Annotated in this window: 17 protein-coding genes and 1 tRNA gene; 9 read left to right on the top strand and 9 right to left on the bottom strand. The window is 68.5% G+C overall.

Translation table 11 applies throughout. The annotated features are described in order from the left end of the window. Window positions 1–53: 53 nt before the first annotated feature. Entirely contained in the window at window positions 54–797 is a 744-nt protein-coding gene (gene sfsA / locus JJL56_RS09465; RefSeq protein ID WP_200485009.1) for a DNA/RNA nuclease SfsA, read from the bottom strand. A gap of 82 nt (window positions 798–879) precedes the next feature. Here sfsA and JJL56_RS09460 point away from each other — a divergent pair, with 82 nt between their 5' ends. Together JJL56_RS09460 and JJL56_RS09455 are read left to right on the top strand one after the other, a co-directional pair. Next, complete coding sequence (locus JJL56_RS09460; RefSeq protein ID WP_200485008.1) at window positions 880–1,656, top strand: competence/damage-inducible protein A; 777 nt, start codon at window positions 880–882, stop codon at window positions 1,654–1,656. Window positions 1,657–1,756: 100 nt separating this feature from the next. Beyond that, window positions 1,757–2,002 carry a hypothetical protein gene (locus JJL56_RS09455; RefSeq protein ID WP_145625590.1) on the top strand — a complete coding sequence of 82 codons (246 nt, stop codon included), beginning with the start codon at window positions 1,757–1,759 and terminating at the stop codon, window positions 2,000–2,002. A gap of 48 nt (window positions 2,003–2,050) precedes the next feature. Here JJL56_RS09455 and JJL56_RS09450 read toward each other — a convergent pair whose 3' ends face one another. After that, on the bottom strand, window positions 2,051–2,218 hold the full coding sequence (locus JJL56_RS09450; protein WP_186452881.1) for a hypothetical protein: 168 nt from the start codon (window positions 2,216–2,218) through the stop codon (window positions 2,051–2,053). Window positions 2,219–2,405: 187 nt separating this feature from the next. Between JJL56_RS09450 and JJL56_RS09445 the strand changes: the two genes are divergently transcribed. The 3 genes from JJL56_RS09445 to JJL56_RS09435 all read left to right on the top strand — a co-directional run bounded on the left by JJL56_RS09445 (window position 2,406) and on the right by JJL56_RS09435 (window position 3,800). Then, window positions 2,406–2,488 (top strand) — tRNA-Leu (locus tag JJL56_RS09445). Between the two features lie 411 nt (window positions 2,489–2,899). Continuing rightward, on the top strand, window positions 2,900–3,376 hold the full coding sequence (gene bfr / locus JJL56_RS09440; protein WP_035671636.1) for a bacterioferritin: 477 nt from the start codon (window positions 2,900–2,902) through the stop codon (window positions 3,374–3,376). Window positions 3,377–3,542: 166 nt separating this feature from the next. Next, entirely contained in the window at window positions 3,543–3,800 is a 258-nt protein-coding gene (locus tag JJL56_RS09435) for a hypothetical protein (RefSeq protein WP_145624975.1), read from the top strand. A 116-nt stretch (window positions 3,801–3,916) separates the two neighbouring features. Here JJL56_RS09435 and JJL56_RS09430 read toward each other — a convergent pair whose 3' ends face one another. The 3 genes from JJL56_RS09430 to hisS all read right to left on the bottom strand — a co-directional run bounded on the left by JJL56_RS09430 (window position 3,917) and on the right by hisS (window position 10,627). Further along, on the bottom strand, window positions 3,917–6,943 hold the full coding sequence (locus tag JJL56_RS09430; RefSeq protein WP_200485007.1) for a transglycosylase domain-containing protein: 3,027 nt from the start codon (window positions 6,941–6,943) through the stop codon (window positions 3,917–3,919). Between the two features lie 217 nt (window positions 6,944–7,160). Continuing rightward, a complete protein-coding gene (locus JJL56_RS09425; RefSeq protein WP_200485006.1) occupies window positions 7,161–9,089 on the bottom strand; it encodes a tetratricopeptide repeat protein in 1,929 nt (642 codons plus the stop codon). A gap of 188 nt (window positions 9,090–9,277) precedes the next feature. After that, the gene (gene hisS, locus JJL56_RS09420; RefSeq protein ID WP_145624971.1) at window positions 9,278–10,627 is read right to left on the bottom strand and encodes a histidine--tRNA ligase; all 1,350 of its coding nucleotides are present in this window, start codon (window positions 10,625–10,627) and stop codon (window positions 9,278–9,280) included. Between the two features lie 158 nt (window positions 10,628–10,785). Between hisS and pyrC the strand changes: the two genes are divergently transcribed. Then, window positions 10,786–11,841 (top strand): dihydroorotase, encoded by a 1,056-nt coding sequence (gene pyrC / locus JJL56_RS09415; protein WP_200485005.1) that lies wholly within the window; start codon window positions 10,786–10,788, stop codon window positions 11,839–11,841. A 123-nt stretch (window positions 11,842–11,964) separates the two neighbouring features. Continuing rightward, window positions 11,965–12,360: a hypothetical protein gene (locus JJL56_RS09410; protein ID WP_200485004.1), complete on the top strand. Its 396-nt coding sequence runs from the start codon at window positions 11,965–11,967 to the stop codon at window positions 12,358–12,360. Window positions 12,361–12,488: 128 nt separating this feature from the next. Here JJL56_RS09410 and xseA read toward each other — a convergent pair whose 3' ends face one another. Beyond that, window positions 12,489–14,087 (bottom strand): exodeoxyribonuclease VII large subunit, encoded by a 1,599-nt coding sequence (gene xseA, locus JJL56_RS09405; protein ID WP_200485003.1) that lies wholly within the window; start codon window positions 14,085–14,087, stop codon window positions 12,489–12,491. A gap of 75 nt (window positions 14,088–14,162) precedes the next feature. On the opposite strand from xseA, the gene purD reads away from it, so the two are divergent. Further along, window positions 14,163–15,452 carry a phosphoribosylamine--glycine ligase gene (purD, locus tag JJL56_RS09400; RefSeq protein WP_200485002.1) on the top strand — a complete coding sequence of 430 codons (1,290 nt, stop codon included), beginning with the start codon at window positions 14,163–14,165 and terminating at the stop codon, window positions 15,450–15,452. A 6-nt stretch (window positions 15,453–15,458) separates the two neighbouring features. Here the strand turns inward: purD and JJL56_RS09395 are convergent, their stop codons facing one another. From JJL56_RS09395 to JJL56_RS09385, 3 genes are read right to left on the bottom strand one after another with little or no spacing between them, the layout of a single operon-like run. Continuing rightward, window positions 15,459–15,863: a HEPN domain-containing protein gene (locus tag JJL56_RS09395; protein WP_200485001.1), complete on the bottom strand. Its 405-nt coding sequence runs from the start codon at window positions 15,861–15,863 to the stop codon at window positions 15,459–15,461. Beyond that, window positions 15,860–16,174, bottom strand: coding sequence for a nucleotidyltransferase domain-containing protein (locus JJL56_RS09390; RefSeq protein WP_200485000.1), 315 nt, complete (start codon window positions 16,172–16,174; stop codon window positions 15,860–15,862). Before JJL56_RS09390 ends, JJL56_RS09395 begins: the two co-directional genes overlap by 4 nt. 43 nt (window positions 16,175–16,217) lie before the next feature. Next, window positions 16,218–16,652 carry a nucleoside deaminase gene (locus JJL56_RS09385; RefSeq protein WP_200485150.1) on the bottom strand — a complete coding sequence of 145 codons (435 nt, stop codon included), beginning with the start codon at window positions 16,650–16,652 and terminating at the stop codon, window positions 16,218–16,220. Window positions 16,653–16,765: 113 nt separating this feature from the next. Between JJL56_RS09385 and JJL56_RS09380 the strand changes: the two genes are divergently transcribed. Then, window positions 16,766–16,975, top strand: a complete 210-nt coding sequence (locus tag JJL56_RS09380) for a dodecin (RefSeq protein ID WP_014239544.1) — start codon at window positions 16,766–16,768, stop codon at window positions 16,973–16,975. Window positions 16,976–17,007: the final 32 nt, after the last annotated feature.

Below are 17,007 nucleotides of genomic sequence, written 5' to 3'. Positions count from 1 at the left end.
ATCAGGTCCCAAGAAAACGCGCCGGCAGGCCCGGCGGCGAACAGAGATTGCGGTCAATCCGTGCGGATCGGCCCATGCAGGATCGGCAAAGGCCGTTCCAGCTCGATCGCCTGCGGGGTGATCCTACAGGACCAGCACACGGCTTCCACCCCCGATTCGAGCGCGAGGCGCAATCCGGCGGCGTAGGCGGGGTCGATGTCGGCGGCGACTCGGAAGTGGGTGCAGTCGGCGCGCTGCACAAGATAGACCATGACCGCCCGCGCGCCCTGGCGGACCATCCCGGCCATCTCCACCAGATGCTTGGCGCCGCGGGCGGTCACGCAGTCGGGGAACTCGGCGGCCCGCCCGTCGCCCCGCGCGGGGCGGCGCAGATGGACGTTCTTGACCTCGACATAGGCCGGCGGCCGGGCCTCGTCCTCCAGCAGGATGTCGATGCGGGAGTTGCGGCCGTACTTCACCTCGCGGCGCAGCCGGGCATAGCCGGCCAGTTCCGGGATGGTGCCGGCGGCGATGGCGGCGGCGACCAGCCCATTGGGATGCGACGTGTTGACGCCGACAAGACAGGGAGTGTCGGGCTCGTCAAGCGCCTCGACCAGCTCCAGCGTGTGGGCGAGCTTGCGCTTGGGATTGTCCGACCGCGACAGCCAGACGGCGGCGCCGGGAGCGTCCAGCCCGATCATGCTGCCCGAGTTCGGCACATGGGCGGTGACCAGGGTGCGGTCGAGGTCCACGTCGGCGAGAAACCGCTTGTAGCGGCGGACGAGGCGGCCTTGCAGGAGGGGGGTGGGGAAGCGCATCTTGGGCCCCAGGTTAAAGCGCGCCCCCGCCGCCCGGCAAGCCCGCCATCCCCGCCACAACCGAGAACGGAGCCGACTCCGCATGTCCGCGCCCTCCCCGAATCCCAACCCGACCGCCGCCGTCCTCGTCATCGGCAACGAGATCCTGTCGGGCCGCACCAAGGATGCCAACCTGCCGCACATCGCGGAGAAGCTGGCCGGCATCGGTGTCCGTCTGCGCGAGGCCCGCGTCGTCCCGGACGTGGAGGAGGAGATCGTCGCGGCGCTGGACGCCCTGCGCGGCCGCTACGGCTACGTCTTCACCACGGGCGGCATCGGGCCGACCCACGACGACATCACCTCGGCCTGCGTCGCCAAGGCCTTCGGCGTGCCGCTGGAGCGCAACGCCGAGGCCGTGGCCCGGCTGGAACGCCATTACGGCGACCCGTCGAAGCTGAACGAGGCGCGGCTGCGCATGGCCAACATCCCGGCGGGCGCGTCGTTGATCGACAACCCGATCAGCGCCGCGCCGGGCTTCCGCATCGGCAACGTCTTCGTCATGGCGGGCGTGCCCAACATCATGCAGGCGATGCTCGACGGCGTCCTGCCGCAGCTGGAGGGCGGGCCGGACCTGCACGCCCGCACCGTCGCCTGCGAACTGGCCGAGGGCCAGATCGCCGCGGATCTCGGCGCCCTGCAGGACCGCTACGCGGACCTGGAGATCGGCAGCTATCCCTATTTCCGGAACGGCTTCTTCGGTGTCAGCCTCGTTCTGCGCGGCACCGACGAGGCCCGCGTGGTGGCGGCCACGGAGGAGCTGGCGGGCATCGTCCTGCGCTTGGGCGGTACGCCGAACGTCACGGTGGGGACCAAAGGCTAGAGAAGCCCTTAGGACGCCAAGCCACCCTTGGTCATATTGTCGCCGCCCTGGGTAATTCTATGTTGAGGACTGGGATGTGACGGTCATGAAAAGTCGTGCCATGAAACCCTTCGAAAAAGCGGCGATCCTGTTCTTGCTGAAGCATCTGGCATCCGGCGTGGCCGGGGCTGTTGTTCTGGCGACGGGGCTTTTGGTTCTTGACGTCGCCAATCTGGCGACTCTGATGGGAAACAGCGATCACGGCATTATTGCCGCGATCATGCTGTATGCCAGCCTCATCCTCACCTTCGGCAGCGTGGCGATGGGCATCGGCATCATGACCCTGAACGAGGACACGCGCCCCTGACCGGCGCCGGACACCCGTTTGGATGAAGCCCGGCCGGGCCTAGGCCGCTCAGAACGGCCCGAAGCTGTCGTATGCCCAGACCAGCGCCACGATGGCGGCGACCCAGACCGCCGCGTAGGGCAGCCAAGTGTTGCGGTTGCGCCGCAAGGCCGCCGGGACGACCAGCACGGCGATCATCAGCACGCTCACGACACCCAGCCAGTTGATCGATTCCAAACTCACCTCCCTTGAACGCCAGGGTTGCGGGGATTTTTGCGTGTCCGGCGCCTCAAGCGCGCTCAATCCTTGACCAAACGCCCGCCGATTGTCTAAGTCAATCCAGCGGAACGGTGGGGTGCATACAATGATATGCAACTCCGGCGGGCGGGGGCAACCCGTTCTCCGAGCCGATCCGCGACGGTGCGCGGGCGTGGCGGAATCGGTAGACGCAAAGGACTTAAAATCCTTCGCTTAGGCATGCGGGTTCGAGTCCCGCCGCCCGCACCATAAATCCAAAAATGGCGATATCCAGGATCTCGCGCCGATGGGCGTGGACCGGGCTGGTGGCGGGCTGCGATTGCCCCGCTTTGGGCTTCCGTGGGTCCTGTTGCTCTTCACGAGCATTGTAGATCCGGCATCCCAAACTTCCCATATTTCAAGAAAAATTGTGTTTATATCGCAGTTTCATGAAGTAAAACTATCAAAATTCGTTGGGTTGCTTTTCTAGGTTTCACTTCATCGTCCAGCCTGCCCGGCGCTGTTTTTGATATTCACTCGCAATTGCGATGGCTGTTCTGATGTGATGTGGAGAATTTGTTCTGTCGACTGCCGTCCAGCTGGTTGCCAAGGCTCGACAAATGGGGCATGGTCATTCCAGAAACGTTGCGATTCGACAAACAAACCGCATGGAGGCAGGGCGTGAAGGGCGATCCGCAGGTCATCACCCATTTGAACAAGATCCTGACCAACGAGCTGACGGCGATCAACCAGTACTTCCTGCATGCCCGCATGCTGAAGAACTGGGGCCTGAAGCGCATTGCGCACAAGATCTACGAAGAATCCATCGACGAGATGAAGCACGCCGACAAGATGATCGAGCGCATCCTGTTCCTGGAAGGTCTTCCCAACCTTCAGGACCTGGGCAAGCTGATGATCGGTGAGGACGTGCCGGAAATGCTCGGCAACGATCTGAAGGTGGAGCACAAGGCCCGCACCGATCTGATCGACGCCATCACCCTGTGCGAGCAGGTCCGCGACTACGAGACGCGTGCGCAGCTCACCGAGCTGCTGGACGACACCGAAGAGCACATCGACTGGATCGAGACGCAGCTCGACTTGATCCAGCGCGTGGGCATCGTCGCCTACCAGCAGGAGCAGATCTACGGCGAGAGCTGATCCGCTCGAAGCCACTCGGGACTGATCGGAGGGGCGTGGCCACGGGCCGCGCCCCTTTGCGTTTCCCCCTTTTTCGCAGAGTGGCGGGGCGGTGTCGGCAACGCCTTGTTAACCATGTTGCCATAGATTGCGGGTTTCCGCTTCAGTCTGTACGGGAACCGCCATCATGCTCCCCATCACGTCCTTGCAGGTTGACGACCTGACGCCGAAGGAGACCGCCGCCGTCGCGCACGCCTATCTGGCGGCGCTGGATGAAAGCGACCTGGATCAGGGCGATCATGAGAGCGCCTTCGACCGGGCGCTGGAGACGTTGCGCGGCTACCGTCCCGGCTTGCCGCTGAACGTTGCCGCGGCGGAGCTGGAATTGCTGCTGGCCTCCCTGCCGGCCGCCGTCTCCGCCGCCCAGGAGCCCGCTCTGGCGTAAGGCGCGCCCGGCCGTTTTCTCTTCGGCTTACGATGAAGGCCCGCTCCGGTTTTCCGGGGCGGGCCTTTTCACTGTCCGGGTCGGCGGCCCCGGCGCGCCGGTCACAGCCCCATCGTTCACAGCCCGGTCTGCGGCTTGCCGGTGTCGGCCGTCTTGGTCACGCCGGGGTCGATGAGGGGCTGCAGCGCCGGGGCGATGCTCTTCAGCAGCTGGGCGGGCAGTGCGCTGGTGAAGCGGTAGTTGTCGGCCTCCGGGCCATGGACGAAGGCCGTCATGGTGCCGAAGAAGCGGTCGCCGATGTAGAAGGCGAAGGTCGCCGTCCGGTTCACCGCCCGCGACTCGATCAGGTGCCCGCCGGGGCCGTAGCGGTCCAGCCGGTGGTCGCCCGTGCCGGTCTTGCCGCCGATCGGGATGACCGCCCCCGCCGAGTCCTTGAAGGAGCCCCAGACGCGCTTGGCCGTGCCGTTCTGCGCCACGTCCATCAGCGCCTTGCGCAGGGTGGCCGCGACCTCCGCCTTCATCACGCGCTGCCCGCGCAGCTCGCCCAGGCCGACGATGGCCTCGTAGGGCGTGCCGGCGGCGAAATGCAGCTTGCGCACGCGCACGGTCGGCTGGCGCACCCCGTCGTTCTGGATGATGCCGACCAGTTCGGCCAGGGCCGCCGGGCGGTCGGCGGAGCTGCCGATGGCGGTGGCGAAGGACGGGACGAGCGTTTCGAAGGGGTAGCCCAGCTTGCGCCACTGCTCGGTGATGCGCTGGAAGGCCTCCTCCTCCAGCCCGATACGGATGCGGGTGTTCTGGGCCGACTGCCCCTTCTTGAACAGCCAGCGGTAGCTTTCCTGGCGCTCCTGCACACTGGCCTCCAGCACCTCCTGCCGCTTGGCGTCGGGGCGCTTCTGCAGGTAGGAAACCAGCCACAGCTCCAGCGGATGGACGCGCGCCAGATAGCCGAGGTCGTTCAGCGGGAACTTGCCCGGCCCGTATTTGCCGTAGAGCGACGCGATGTCGCCGTCGTCCAGCTTGGCGTCGGGCAGGCGGGCGCGCAGGAAGGCGCCGAACTCCTTCACCCCGGCCTGCGGGCGTACGGTGCGGAAGATCACCGACAGGCGGTGCGGCATCGGCCGCGACCGGGCCGCCAGCATGGTCAGCATCGCGTCCGGCGTGTGCTTCCGGTAGCTGTTGTAGAAGCGGTTCAGGAAGTCGCTGCCTTCCTTGTCGGCGAAGCGGGCGAGATAGGCCTGGCGGGCGGGGTGGTCGGGGTTGTGCAGGATGTCGGTGCTGTCGTCGCCGCCTTCGGACAGATAGAACTGCACGACGTCGCGCATCATGCGGATGAAGGGCAGGTTGACCGAATTGCGCAGTGACTCGGTCACGGTCAGGATGCTGCCGTTGTCGCGGGGGTTGAAGTTCACGAAGCTGTGCAGACCGCCGCCGGTGAAGAAGGCCTCGCCGGGGTTCGCCGAGTAGCGGCGCTCCATGGCGGCGTCGAGCATGGCGCTCAATCCGCGGTTGCCGGACGTCGACAGCCAATTCGCCGCCCAGCGCGTCAGGTTGTCGGACGCCTCCTCCTCCACGTCGGCGAGGAAGTCCTTGGGCAGGTGGGCGTAGCGGGTGTGCAGCTCCGCCACGATCTCCAGGTAGGTCGCCAGCGTGCGCAGCTTCGCCGTGGAGCCGAGGTCGAGCTTGGCGCCCTCGTTGATGTCCAGCGGCTGGTCGAGGTTGTCGGCCTGGACGCGCAGGTAGTTGGCGTCCGGCCCGCGTTCGTACAGCGTGACCGAGTAGATGATCTTGGACAGATCGCTGCCCTTGGTGTCGAGCAGCCGCTCGCCGGTCAGCCCCATCTGCGCGGCGAAGGCCGGGTCGCCCAGCTTCGCCAGAACCTCGACCACCCGCTGCTGCGCCGGGGCGTCGAGCGTCGATTCGGCGGTCAGGTCGATGCGGTCGAGCTGGTAGAGGCTGGACACGCCGAGCATGGAGAGAAGCCGGGCGCGGATGGCGTTGGGGGCCTTCTGCTCCACGAAATTGGCGGTCTGGGCCTGCGGCGGGTCCTCGCGGAACTTCAACGTCAGGCCGAGGGCCGCGTCGCGCAGCGCGGTGTCGATCACGCCCGCGCCATGCAGCACGCGCAGATGGCTGTCGGCCAGCCGCTCCAGCGCTTGCCGGTCCTGGATCAGGTAATAGGAGGGACGGCGCTGGGCGAGCAGAAGGCTCAGAACCTGCTTGTAGGCCAGCGCCTTCACCTGCAGGGCGCGGTCGTCGGCGGGCTCCTCCGACAGCACCTTCTCGGCGATGGCGAGGTCGGTGCCGAACCAGGCCCACAGCCCGTCGCCCAGCCCGTTCACCTCGCCGAAGCCGGGGCGCCCGGTCAGCGGGGTGGAGTTCAGATAGTCGATCAGGATGCGGCGGCGGTGGGCGCCGGTGTCCTCGCCGTCCAGATAGGCGCGGGTGCTGGCCGAGATCATCTGGCGCAGCTTCTCCGTGGCGCCGCTGGTCTGGCCATCGGGGGAGTGGCGGTACTTCTCGATCTGGGTTGCCAGGGTCGAGCCGCCGGGGGAGCGCTGGCCGGGCTTGACCCACTGCACCGGCAGCATCGCCACGGCGCCGGCGAAGCGGTCCCACTCCACGGCGGGGTTGCGGCGCGGCTCGTCGGTGTTCAGCAACTCGCGGTTCTCAATGAACAGCAGCGTGGCGGCGACCAGCGGCGGCACGTCCTCGAACTTGGCGAAGACCCGCTCCGGGTAGCGGGCGGAGAACAGCGCGGTGCCGTTGCGGTCCAGCAGGGTCAGGCCGGCGCGCGTCTTCTCGTGGTAGATCGGGAAGCCGCCGGCGGCCATGAACTGGTCGAGCCTCGGCGACAGATGCGCCTGCATCTCCACCGCGTACATGTCCGAGGTCAGCGAGCGCAGATAGCCGGGCAGCCCGACATAGCCCATCCGCTCGTTGTAGGGACCCTGGGTGGGGTGGCGCGCGGCGGGGTTCGGTCCCTCGCTCAGCGTGTAGGTCATGTCCTTGGCATAGCCGGCGAGCAGGCGGGCCTGCAGCCGCGACGTGCGCATCTCCTCCTGCGCCAGAAGAGCGCCGCCGCCCAGCGTCGCCGCCAGCGTCACACCCCAGATCGCGCGCCGCACCCACAACCGTGTCATGTCCGGCTCCAGCCATGACCGCGGGCGACGCCCGCGAATTGGTTAAAATGCTTGGCAAAAAGGCCAAGCGATATGGCCGGAATGTAGAGGCGCCTTGGTTAACAACCGGTGTAATCCCCTGACCTTCGGGGGTGCGAGTCCGCCTCGAAATCGGTGTAACTCAAATTCGTAGCGGACCGTTGCGGCGGCGCCACGAATGCGCCCAGTGGTTGTGGGGTTAAGGGGCGTGACCGCGCGCCGCCACGAAATCCGTTAACGCCGTGCGCAGGCGGGCGACCACGCCGGACCAGTCGCCAGAGCGGTCCTGGCCGAACACCCGCATGGTCGGGTACCAGGGGTTGACCTCTCGGTTGCCCAGCCAGCGCCAGCAGGCGTCGGCGCGCGACAGCGTCCAGGTGGGCCGCCCCAGACCGCCCGCGAGGTGGCAGACGGAGGTGTCCACCGTGATGACGAGGTCCAGCGTCTCGGCCAGCGCCGCCGTGTCGGCGAAGTCGCGGACGCCGCCCATGGGGTCGGCGATGTCCATGCCCGCCGGGGCCTCGGCCAGTTGCGCCGCGCCCGGCCCCATCTGGAGGCTGACGAAGCGCACCCCCGGCACCTCGGCCAGGGGGGCCAGGGCGGCCAGAGGCAGGCTGCGCCGCCGGTCGATCGGGCTGGCCACCCCGCGCACCGTGCGCGGCGACCCCGCCCAGACCAGCCCGACGCGCGGACGCCCATCCTTCACCGGAAAGCGCTCGCGCCACGCCGCGACGTCGGCGGGATCGGCGCGCAGATAGGGCACCGCGGCCGGGATGCTGTCCAAATCCGTCGCGAAGGCACGGGGCAGGCTCATCATCGGGATGTGCAGGTCGAAGGCGGGAAGCTCTCCGCCCCAGGCGACGGCGGCGGATACGCCGTCCACCCGCTCCATCAGCCGGACCAGCAGGGGGGAGCAGCCGACCACCACCCGCGCCCCCCGCCCGGCCAGCAGCGGCGCATAGCGGACGAATTGCAGCGTGTCGCCGAGCCCCTGTTCGGCGTAGAGCAGGACGGTGCGGCCCGCCACGTCTTCGGCACCGGTCCATTGCGGCTGCGGAAAGCTGCGGTGCACGGGGTCGAGCTGCCGGGTCTCCCACCGCCATTCGAACTCCTCCCAACCCTCGCGGAGCTGGCCGGAGGCGAGCAGGGCGACGGCGAGCGCCAGATGGGCGTCGGCGTCGGCGGGGGCGAGGCGGGTGGCCTCCCGCCCGGCGGCGACGGCCTCGTCGCGGCGGCCCTCGTGCAGCAGGAGCGACAGACGGTTGCGGTGGAAGGCGGCCCGTTCCGAGGCGATGCGCGTCGCCCGCGCGCATTGGCGCAGCGCCTCCGCGACGCGGACGGTCTGTTCGAACAGCGGCACCATGTTGCCGTAGGCGTCGGCGTTGCCGGGGTCCAGCGCCACCGCCCGGTGCCCGGCGCGCTCGGCGTCGTCGAAGCGCCCCAGCGTGACCAGGAGATGGACGAGGTTGGTCTGCGCGTCGGCCAGCGTGGGGTCGAGCCGCAGCGCCTCGCCCAGCGCTTCCACGGCGCCCTCCGGGTCGCCCGTCTGGGCCAGCGCGGCGCCAAGCATGCGGTGCGCCTCGGCGCGCTGCGGGGCGAGGCGGCGGGCCTTGTGGAAGGCGTCGGTGGCGCCCGCCCAGTCGGAGGCGGCGTAAAGCAGCATGCCGGCCCGTTCGAAGGCTTCGGCCAGCGGCTCGCTGTCGGTGGCGGCGCTGGCCGTCAGGGCGCGGGTCAGGGCGCGGTGGGCGGCGGGACCGTCGCCGGCCTCGATCAGGGCGCCGCCCAGGGCGAACCAGTCGCCGGCGCCCTCGGGTTGCAGGGCAAGGACGCTGCGGAAGGCGGCGGCGGCCTGCGCCGCCCCGTCGGCCGTGCCCAGCGCCATCAGCGCCTTGCCGAGATTGCCGTGGATGTCGGCGGCGAGCGGCAGCCGGGCCGCCGCCTTGCCGATCATCGCCACCCCGTCCGCCACCGCGCCGGTCTGGGCCGCCAGCAGCCCGGCGAAATGCAGGGCGTGGGGGTTGTCCGGGTCCACCTCCAGGATGCGGCCGTAGAGCAGCCGCGCCTCCTCCAGCCGCCCGGACAGATGATGGTCGAGCGCGAGGTTCAGGGCTTCGGCGACGCTGGCCATGGGCGGGGCTCACTGCGGTGGACGACCCCTCTCCCCTCTGGGGAGAGGGTGGCCCGGAGGGCCGGGTGAGGGGGTTGCGCGGGGCGCTACGTCCGGCACAAGCGCAACCCCCTCACCCTGACCCTCTCCCCAGAGGGGAGAGGGGACTTCAAATGCAATGACCCCGCCTGCGGCGGGGGGGGAAGACGTCAGGCCCCCAGCAGTTCCTTCGCCTTGGCCGCGAGATCGGCCAGCGGGACTTCGACCTGCTCGCCCTTCACCAGATGCTTCAGCGTCGCCGTGCCGCGGGCCTTCTCGTCGGAGCCCATCAGGACGACCAGCGGAATGCCCGCCTTGTCGGCGTACTTGATCTGCTTGGCGAGCTTGCCGCCGTCGAGCTGGATTTCCGTGTTGAGGCCCGCCGCCCGCAGCGCCGTCGCCAGACCGTAATAGTCGGCGGACAGGGCCGGGTCCATCTGCGTCACCAGGACCTGGGCGGTCGCGCCGCCGTCCTTGATGATGCCGGCTTCCATCAGCTGGTAGAACAGCCGCGTCGCGCCGATGGAGATGCCGACTCCCGGCAGCTTCGACTTGGTGTAGTGGCTGGCGAGGTTGTCGTAGCGCCCGCCGGAGCACACGCTGCCGATGCCCGGATGGTCGTTCAGGAAGGTTTCGTAGACCGTGCCGGTGTAGTAATCCAGCCCGCGCGCGATAGCGAGGTTGATGCGCACCACGCCGTCCGGCACCTGGAGGGCCTTCAGCCCCTCGATGACGGTGGTCAGCTCCGAGACACCCTGACGGAAGGTCTCGTTGTCGATGCCCAGCGCGCCTAGCGCGGCGAGCGTCTCCTCGTTGGTGCCCTTGGCGTCGATCAGGGACAGGATCTTTTCCGCGGCGTCGGCGGCCATGCCGAGGCCGGTCAGGCTGTCGCGCACCTTGTCGCGGCCGATCTTGTCCAGCTTGTCGATCTCGCGAAGGACCAGGACGCGCTTCTCCGCGTCATCCACCCCCAGCCCGTCGAGCAGGCCGAGCAGGACCTTGCGGTTGTTCACGTTGATGGTGAAGCCGCCGAAGTCCAGTTCGCGGAAGACGTGGTAGATGACCGCCGGGATCTCCGCGTCGTAATGAGCGGACAGGCTGTCCTTGCCGATCACGTCGATGTCGCACTGGTAGAATTCGCGGAAGCGCCCGCGCTGCGCGCGCTCCCCGCGGTAGACGCGCTGGATCTGGTAGCGGCGGAAGGGGAAGGCGAGGTCGCGCTCATGCTCCGCCACGTAGCGGGCGAGCGGCACCGTCAGGTCGAAGCGCAGCGCGATGTCCGGCTTGTTCCCCTGCTGAATGGCGCCGGTGGACTGCACGAAATAGACCTGCTTCTCGGTCTCGCCGCCGGACTTGGTCAGCAGGGTGTCCACCGTCTCGAACACCGGGGTTTCCACCGGCACGAAGCCGAACCGCTCATAGCCGCGGCGGATGGTGTCGAGCAGACGCTGGAAGGCCACCTGCTGGCGCGGCAGCAGCTCCATCGTTCCGGGCGGGGTGCGGGGGGTAATGAGGCTCATCGGCGCGGGTCCGGCTTCGAATGTCCCTGGGGATTCGGCTAGGGTTCTAGCGGCTTTCGCCGGTCCCGTCACCAATGCAGTGGCCGGATACCGTTGAGCGGGGGGCCGTAAGGGTCTAGAACTCCGGCAAACCCCCATACATCCGTGCCGGAGCCGCCATGCCCACCGACCGTCTCGTCCTTCGCCGTCCCGACGACTGGCATGTGCACCTGCGCGACGGCGCCATGCTGAAGGCGGTGCTGCCCTTCACCGCTCACCAGTTCGGCCGCGCCATCATCATGCCGAACCTGAAGCCGCCGGTGACCCGTACGGCCGACGCCGTGGCCTACCGGGAGCGCATCCTGGCCGCCCTGCCGGAGGGCCACGCCTTTACGCCGCTGATGACCGCCTATCTGACGGACGGCACCGACGCCGAGGATCTGGCCCAGGGGTTCGAGGACGGCGTGTTCGCCGCCGCCAAGCTCTACCCGGCCAACGCCACCACCAACAGCGCCCACGGCGTGACCGACCTCGGCAAGATCGCCCCGGTGCTGGAGCGCATGGCGGAGATCGGCATGCCCCTGCTGATCCACGGCGAGGTGACCGACGCCCATGTCGACATCTTCGACCGCGAGGCCGTCTTCATCGAGCGCACCCTCGGCCCGCTGCTTGAGCGTTACAAGGCGTTGCGCGTGGTGCTGGAGCACGCGACCACCGCGGAGGCCGTGGCCTTCGTGCGCGAGCACGCCGCCTCGGGCCGGGTCGGGGCGACCATCACCGCGCATCACCTGCTGATCAACCGCAGCCACCTGTTCGCCGGCGGCATCCGTCCGCACCTCTACTGCTTGCCCATCGCCAAGCGCGAGACGCACCGCGTGGCGCTGGTCGAGGCGGCGACCTCGGGCGAGGGGCCGTTCTTCCTGGGCACCGACACCGCCCCGCACACGGTGACCGCCAAGGAGAGCGCCTGCGGCTGCGCCGGCTGCTTCACCGCCGCCAACGCCATGGAACTCTACGCCGAGGCTTTCGAGGAGGCGGGCGCGCTGGACAAGCTGGAGGCCTTCGCCAGCCTGAACGGCCCGCGCTTCTACGGCCTGCCGGTCAACGAGGACAAGGTGGTTCTGGAGCGCACCCCCTCCACGACGCCGGACATCGTGCTGACCGCCGACGGCGAGGCCGTGCTGCCCTTCCGCAGCGGCGAGACGACCCGCTGGACCTTTGCCGGGGCAGTCTGACCAAGTTCCATGGCCAGATACACTGGTCAGATACGAGGAGCCCACGTCACAGATTCATCAGGACAGGCGTCATCGACATAGGCCTCCCTCAGGGAGGCCTCCTTATTGATGGCGGAGAGTCCGATGAAGACGAGCTATGAAGCGAACAAGGCGACGCTTGCCGGAAAGATCGAACGGTTTGAACTCGCGATCCGTGGTTCCTCCGAGACGACATATTCCGGAGGCGATGGCTACAATCCGATGATGGACAATTACCGGGATTTCGCCAGTTGGGACAAGGCGGTGAAGTCCAGCATTCAGCTCATGAACGACAGCAAGGCGAAGTATCTGCTGCTTTTGAAGGAGTGCGCGCAGAAGACGGGAGAAACCTACGTCAGCAAGATCGGTAAGACCTTGCCCAAGTGCAGTGGCCTTGGCGGTGATGCGAAGGTCATTTTCTCCCTCAATCTTCCTGCCAATCCGGACGACGCGGCGGATGCATTGTATCAGTTTATTCTTGAGTATAGCCCAACCCCGTGACAAGGCATCGGGTGCCATCGAAGCGACAACGCTCCCTGTCCCCCCCGCCGGCGCTGATTGAGACAGTGAATCGGTGGAAGGGCTGGAGTGGCGGGCACCGCTGATGTCCCTCTGGTGCCGACCCGCTCTCAGAACAGGGAGCCTTGGGTCGGCGCCTTTGGCGTTTTTCTTGCCTCCGGTTTGACCTTGTTCGGCTTCGTGGGCGGTGGAACGGGCTTTTCCGACGGCCCGCCGTCCACCGTCGCGGCGGCTTGGCCATCGGCGAAGACCAGCGACACCGCCAGTCCCGGCGTGGCCTGAGCGGCCCTGGTCAGCGGCTTGCCGTCGCCGGATTGCACCAGAGCGAAGCCGCGCTCCAGGACGCCCTTGTAGGAATAGCTTTCCAGAAGCTGCCCCACCGCCGCCAGCCTCGCCGCGCGGTCCTCCACCGCCTTGCCGTAACTGCGGTCGAGCCGCGGCGTCAGGTCGGACAGCCGCCGGCTGCCGTCGCCGAACTTCACCCGGATCGGGCCGAGCGTCAGCCGCCCGCTCACCCGCTCATACTGGCCCCGCGCGGCGACGACGGCGTAGCGCAGCGCGCCGTCGAGCGCGCGGGACTCCGACGCCAGCCGTTGCCCGGCCTCCGCCAGCTTCTCCCGCGGGTGACGCAACGCGGCGCCCATTTCGTTCAGGCGGGTGCGGCGGCGGTCGAGCAGGGCGGCGGCGGCCAGCGCCAGCCGCTCCGCCCGGTCGTCCAGCCGCTGGGCGTGGCTTTCCAGCAGGGCGCGCGGGTCGCCAAGGCCACGGGCCAGCCCCTCCACCCGCGTCCGCCGCTCGGCCAGCAGGCGGGTGGCGGCGCCGACCATGCGACGCTCGTCGTCCAGCACCTGGGCCAGCAGCTCCGCCCGCACCGGAACGGCCATCTCCGCCGCCGCGGTGGGGGTGGGGGCGCGGCGGTCGGACGCGAAGTCGATCAGGGTGGTGTCCGTCTCGTGCCCGACCGCCGAGATCAGCGGGATGCGGCTGGCCGCCGTCGCGCGGACGACATTCTCCTCGTTGAAGGCCATCAGGTCCTCCAGCGAGCCGCCGCCGCGCGCCACGATCAGCAAATCGGGGCGCGGCACCGGGCCGCCGGGGGCGATGCGGTTGAAGCCCTCGATCGCCGCGGTGACCTCTGCCGCCGCCCGCTCGCCCTGCACGGCGACCGGCCAGAGCAGGACCCGGCGCGGGAAACGGTCGTGCAGCCGGTGCAGGATGTCGCGGATGACCGCCCCGGTGGGGGAGGTGACGACGCCGATCACGTCGGGCAGGAAGGGGATGGGCTTCTTGCGCCCGGCGTCGAACAACCCCTCCGCCGCGAGGCGCTTCTTGCGCTCCTCCAGCATCTTCAGGAGGGCGCCCTCGCCGGCCAGCTCCATCGACTCGATGATGAGCTGGTATTGCGAGCGTCCGGGGTAGGTCGTCATGCGCCCGGTGACGATGACCTCCAGCCCCTCCGCCGGCTGGATGGCCAGCTTCGACGCGGTGCCGCGCCAGCACACCGCCTCGATCACCGCCGTGTCGTCCTTCAGGCGGAGGTAACAGTGGCCGGAGCTGTGGCGCTTGGGCTGGGAGATCTCGCCGCGCACGCGGACGAAGCCGAACTCCTCCTCGATGCTGCGCTTCAGGCGCCGGGCGAGGTCGCCCACCGAGAATTCCGGCAGGTTCGAGCCGGGGCGCGGCTCTGGGGCGATCAGCGGAGAGGTCATATCAAGGTCTTGAGTCATGGCGGCACCATGATACAAGGCGCGGTGTCGGCAACAAGCGTGGAAGGACGAGGTGCCATGAAAGTCCTGGTGGTCGGGTCGGGTGGGCGCGAGCATGCGCTGTGCTGGGCCATTCAGAACTCGCCGCTGTGCGACACGCTCTACTGCGCGCCGGGCAACGCCGGCATCGCGGACGTGGCCGAATGCGTCGCCATCGGCGCCGAGGACGTGGACGCTCTTGTCCGCTTCGCCCAGGACAAGGCCATCGACTTCGTGGTCGTCGGGCCGGAAGGGCCGCTGGTGCTCGGCCTCGTCGACAAGCTGACCGCCCTCGGCATCAAGGCCTTCGGTCCCAGCGCGGCGGCGGCGGAGCTTGAGGGCTCCAAGGGATTCATGAAGGACATCCTGGCCAAGTACGGCGTGCCGACCGCCGCCTATGGCCGCTTCAAGGACGTCGAGGCCGCCAAGGATTTCGTCCGCAAGAACGGCGCCCCCATCGTGGTCAAGGCCGACGGGCTGGCCGCCGGCAAGGGCGTGACCGTCGCCCGCACCGAGGAGGAGGCCTTCGCCGCCATCGACGAGGCCCTGGTCGAGGGCCGCTTCGGCGCCGCCGGGGCCGAGGTGGTGGTCGAGGAGTTCCTGGACGGCGAGGAAGTCAGCTTCTTCGCGCTGTGCGACGGCGAGTCGGCGCTGCCGCTGGCCTCGGCCCAGGACCACAAGGCGGTGGGCGACGGCGACACCGGTCCGAACACCGGCGGCATGGGCGCCTATTCCCCGGCCCCGGCGCTGACCCCGGATCTCCAGGCCCGCGTGATGCGCGAGATCGTCGAGCCGACCGTCAAGGGCATGGCGGCGGAGGGGCGCCCCTTCAAGGGCGTGCTGTTCGCCGGCCTGATGATCGGCAAGGACGCCGACGGCAAGCCGGTGCCGAAGACGCTGGAGTTCAACGTCCGCTTCGGCGACCCGGAATGCCAGACGCTGATGATGCGCCTGAAGTCCGACGCGCTGGCCGCCCTGATCGCGGCGGCGGACGGCCAGTTGAAGAACATTGACCTGCGCTGGCACGACGAGACGGCGTTGTGCGTCGTCATGGCGGCGAACGGCTACCCCGGCGACTACGTGAAGAACACGGAGATCAGGGGTTTCGAGGCCGCCAACGCGGTGGAGGGCGTGACCGTCTTCCACGCCGGCACGAAGCTGGCGGACGGTGGGCGGGTGCTGTCCACCGGCGGGCGCGTCCTGGGCGTGACCGCCAAGGCGCCGACCGTGGCCGAGGCGCAGAAGCGCGCCTACCAGGGCGTGGACGCGCTGGATTGGCCGGACGGCTTCTGCCGCCGCGACATCGGCTGGCGGGCGGTGGGGCGCTGACGGCGCCTATCCCTGCTGTTCCGCGGAGGGAATGAGAAGGTCCGTGACGCCGTCGACGAAGGTTTCGGCGTTCACCACGGCCTTCGCCGCCCGCTCCAGCGGCAGGATGGACTCCGGACCAAGCTCGTAATCGGCCACAGCCTTCAGGTTGTAGGCTTGAGCCAGGAAGCGACGAACCTCCGCGGGCAGGCGGGGGTCGTCCTTGGTCAGCCGGGTGAACTCGGCATGAACGCCCTGGTGGGTTTTCGCGACTTTTCCGGTTCGCTCAAAGATCAGGGACTGCGCCGCGTGGAAGGCCGCGAGGTAGGCATTGCGGCCTGCGTCGTTGCCCAAATCGACCGTCAGATTGATGCGGGCATAGCCAAGGCACTGGCGGGCTTTGTCCAGATAACCAGAGGCTTCCGGACTCACAGGTCTCGCCCTTCGCGACGCATCTCGTGCATCAGAGGTGTGCGGTCGGCGTAGGAACCGGCCCGGTACGGCATGGCGTGGATGAAGACGCCAGTGTCCTCCATCACGGCGGACGCGATGTCCGCGATGCGGTCGGCCTCGTCCCAGCGATCCGGCATGTCCTTCAGAAACACGGCGATGTCGTAATCGGAGTCCGGCCGGGCATCGCCGCGGGCGCGCGATCCGAACAGCACGACGCGCTCCACACGGTCGCCGTAGGCTCGGTCGAGAGCGGCGCGGAATCGGGTCAGGACGGGATCGGCGCTGGCCATGCCGATAATGTACCATGAGATGGGGTATGGGCGATGGGTGTCTTCAACGCCGCCTCCTGAAGAATTCCCGCAGCATTTCCCCCGCCCGCGTCTCGTCGATGCCGCCGTAGACCTCCGGGGCGTGGTGGCAGGTCGGCTGCCGGTAGAAGCGGGGGCCGTGCTCCACCCCGCCGCCCTTGGGGTCGTAGGCGCCGAAATAGACCCGCCGCAGCCGGGCGAAGCTGATCGCCGTGGCGCACAGCGCGCAGGGCTCCAACGTCACATACAGGTCCAGGCCCGGCAGGCGCGGCTCGCCTAAGGCGGCGCAGGCGGCGCGGATCGCCAGCACCTCGGCGTGGGCGGTGGGGTCGTTCAACTCCTCGGTCCGGTTGCCGGCGCGGGCCAGCACGGCGCCGGTCGCCGGATCGACCAGCACGGCACCCACCGGCACCTCCCCGCGGGATGCTGCGGCTTCGGCCTCGACGAAGGCGATGTTCATGGGGGAGGGGGGGCGGCTCATGCGGGGCACCCTGCCCGGCGGTCCCTGTTTTCGTCAAGCCGCGGAACGCCCTCCGGCGTTGTTAAGCATCGGACGAAACAGGGAGGACATCCATGAGCAACCATGTCTACAAGAAGGTGGAAATCGTCGGCACCGCCGAAACCACCATCGACGACGCCATCCGCAACGGCATCGAGCGGGCGTCCAAGACACTGAAGAACGTGGACTGGTTTGAGGTGGGCGAAATTCGCGGCCACGTCAGCGGTGGAAAGGTCGCCCACTTCCAGGTGGTGATGAAGGTCGGCTTCCGCCTCGAAGAATAACGGCGGGGACCCCGTGCCGTGGGTTGCGGGCG

Source organism: Azospirillum aestuarii, from assembly GCF_016632405.1.
In the GTDB taxonomy this organism is placed as follows: Bacteria; Pseudomonadota; Alphaproteobacteria; order Azospirillales; family Azospirillaceae; genus Azospirillum; species Azospirillum aestuarii.
The sequence above is the reverse complement of the archived record's forward strand: the minus strand, read 5'-3'. Positions and strand labels throughout refer to the sequence as shown.

Bases quoted from the DNA above. Each gene is read 5' to 3' on its own strand.
- sfsA (WP_200485009.1), bottom strand. From the start codon at position 797: ATGCGCTTCCCCACCCCCCTCCTGCAAGGCCGCCTCGTCCGCCGCTAC.
- JJL56_RS09460 (WP_200485008.1), top strand. From the start codon at position 880: ATGTCCGCGCCCTCCCCGAATCCCAACCCGACCGCCGCCGTCCTCGTC.
- JJL56_RS09455 (WP_145625590.1), top strand. From the start codon at position 1,757: ATGAAACCCTTCGAAAAAGCGGCGATCCTGTTCTTGCTGAAGCATCTG.
- JJL56_RS09435 (WP_145624975.1), top strand. From the start codon at position 3,543: ATGCTCCCCATCACGTCCTTGCAGGTTGACGACCTGACGCCGAAGGAG.
- JJL56_RS09430 (WP_200485007.1), bottom strand. From the start codon at position 6,943: ATGACACGGTTGTGGGTGCGGCGCGCGATCTGGGGTGTGACGCTGGCG.
- JJL56_RS09425 (WP_200485006.1), bottom strand. From the start codon at position 9,089: ATGGCCAGCGTCGCCGAAGCCCTGAACCTCGCGCTCGACCATCATCTG.
- hisS (WP_145624971.1), bottom strand. From the start codon at position 10,627: ATGAGCCTCATTACCCCCCGCACCCCGCCCGGAACGATGGAGCTGCTG.
- pyrC (WP_200485005.1), top strand. From the start codon at position 10,786: ATGCCCACCGACCGTCTCGTCCTTCGCCGTCCCGACGACTGGCATGTG.
- JJL56_RS09410 (WP_200485004.1), top strand. From the start codon at position 11,965: ATGAAGACGAGCTATGAAGCGAACAAGGCGACGCTTGCCGGAAAGATC.
- xseA (WP_200485003.1), bottom strand. From the start codon at position 14,087: ATGACCTCTCCGCTGATCGCCCCAGAGCCGCGCCCCGGCTCGAACCTG.
- purD (WP_200485002.1), top strand. From the start codon at position 14,163: ATGAAAGTCCTGGTGGTCGGGTCGGGTGGGCGCGAGCATGCGCTGTGC.
- JJL56_RS09390 (WP_200485000.1), bottom strand. From the start codon at position 16,174: ATGGCCAGCGCCGATCCCGTCCTGACCCGATTCCGCGCCGCTCTCGAC.
- JJL56_RS09385 (WP_200485150.1), bottom strand. From the start codon at position 16,652: ATGAACATCGCCTTCGTCGAGGCCGAAGCCGCAGCATCCCGCGGGGAG.
- JJL56_RS09380 (WP_014239544.1), top strand. From the start codon at position 16,766: ATGAGCAACCATGTCTACAAGAAGGTGGAAATCGTCGGCACCGCCGAA.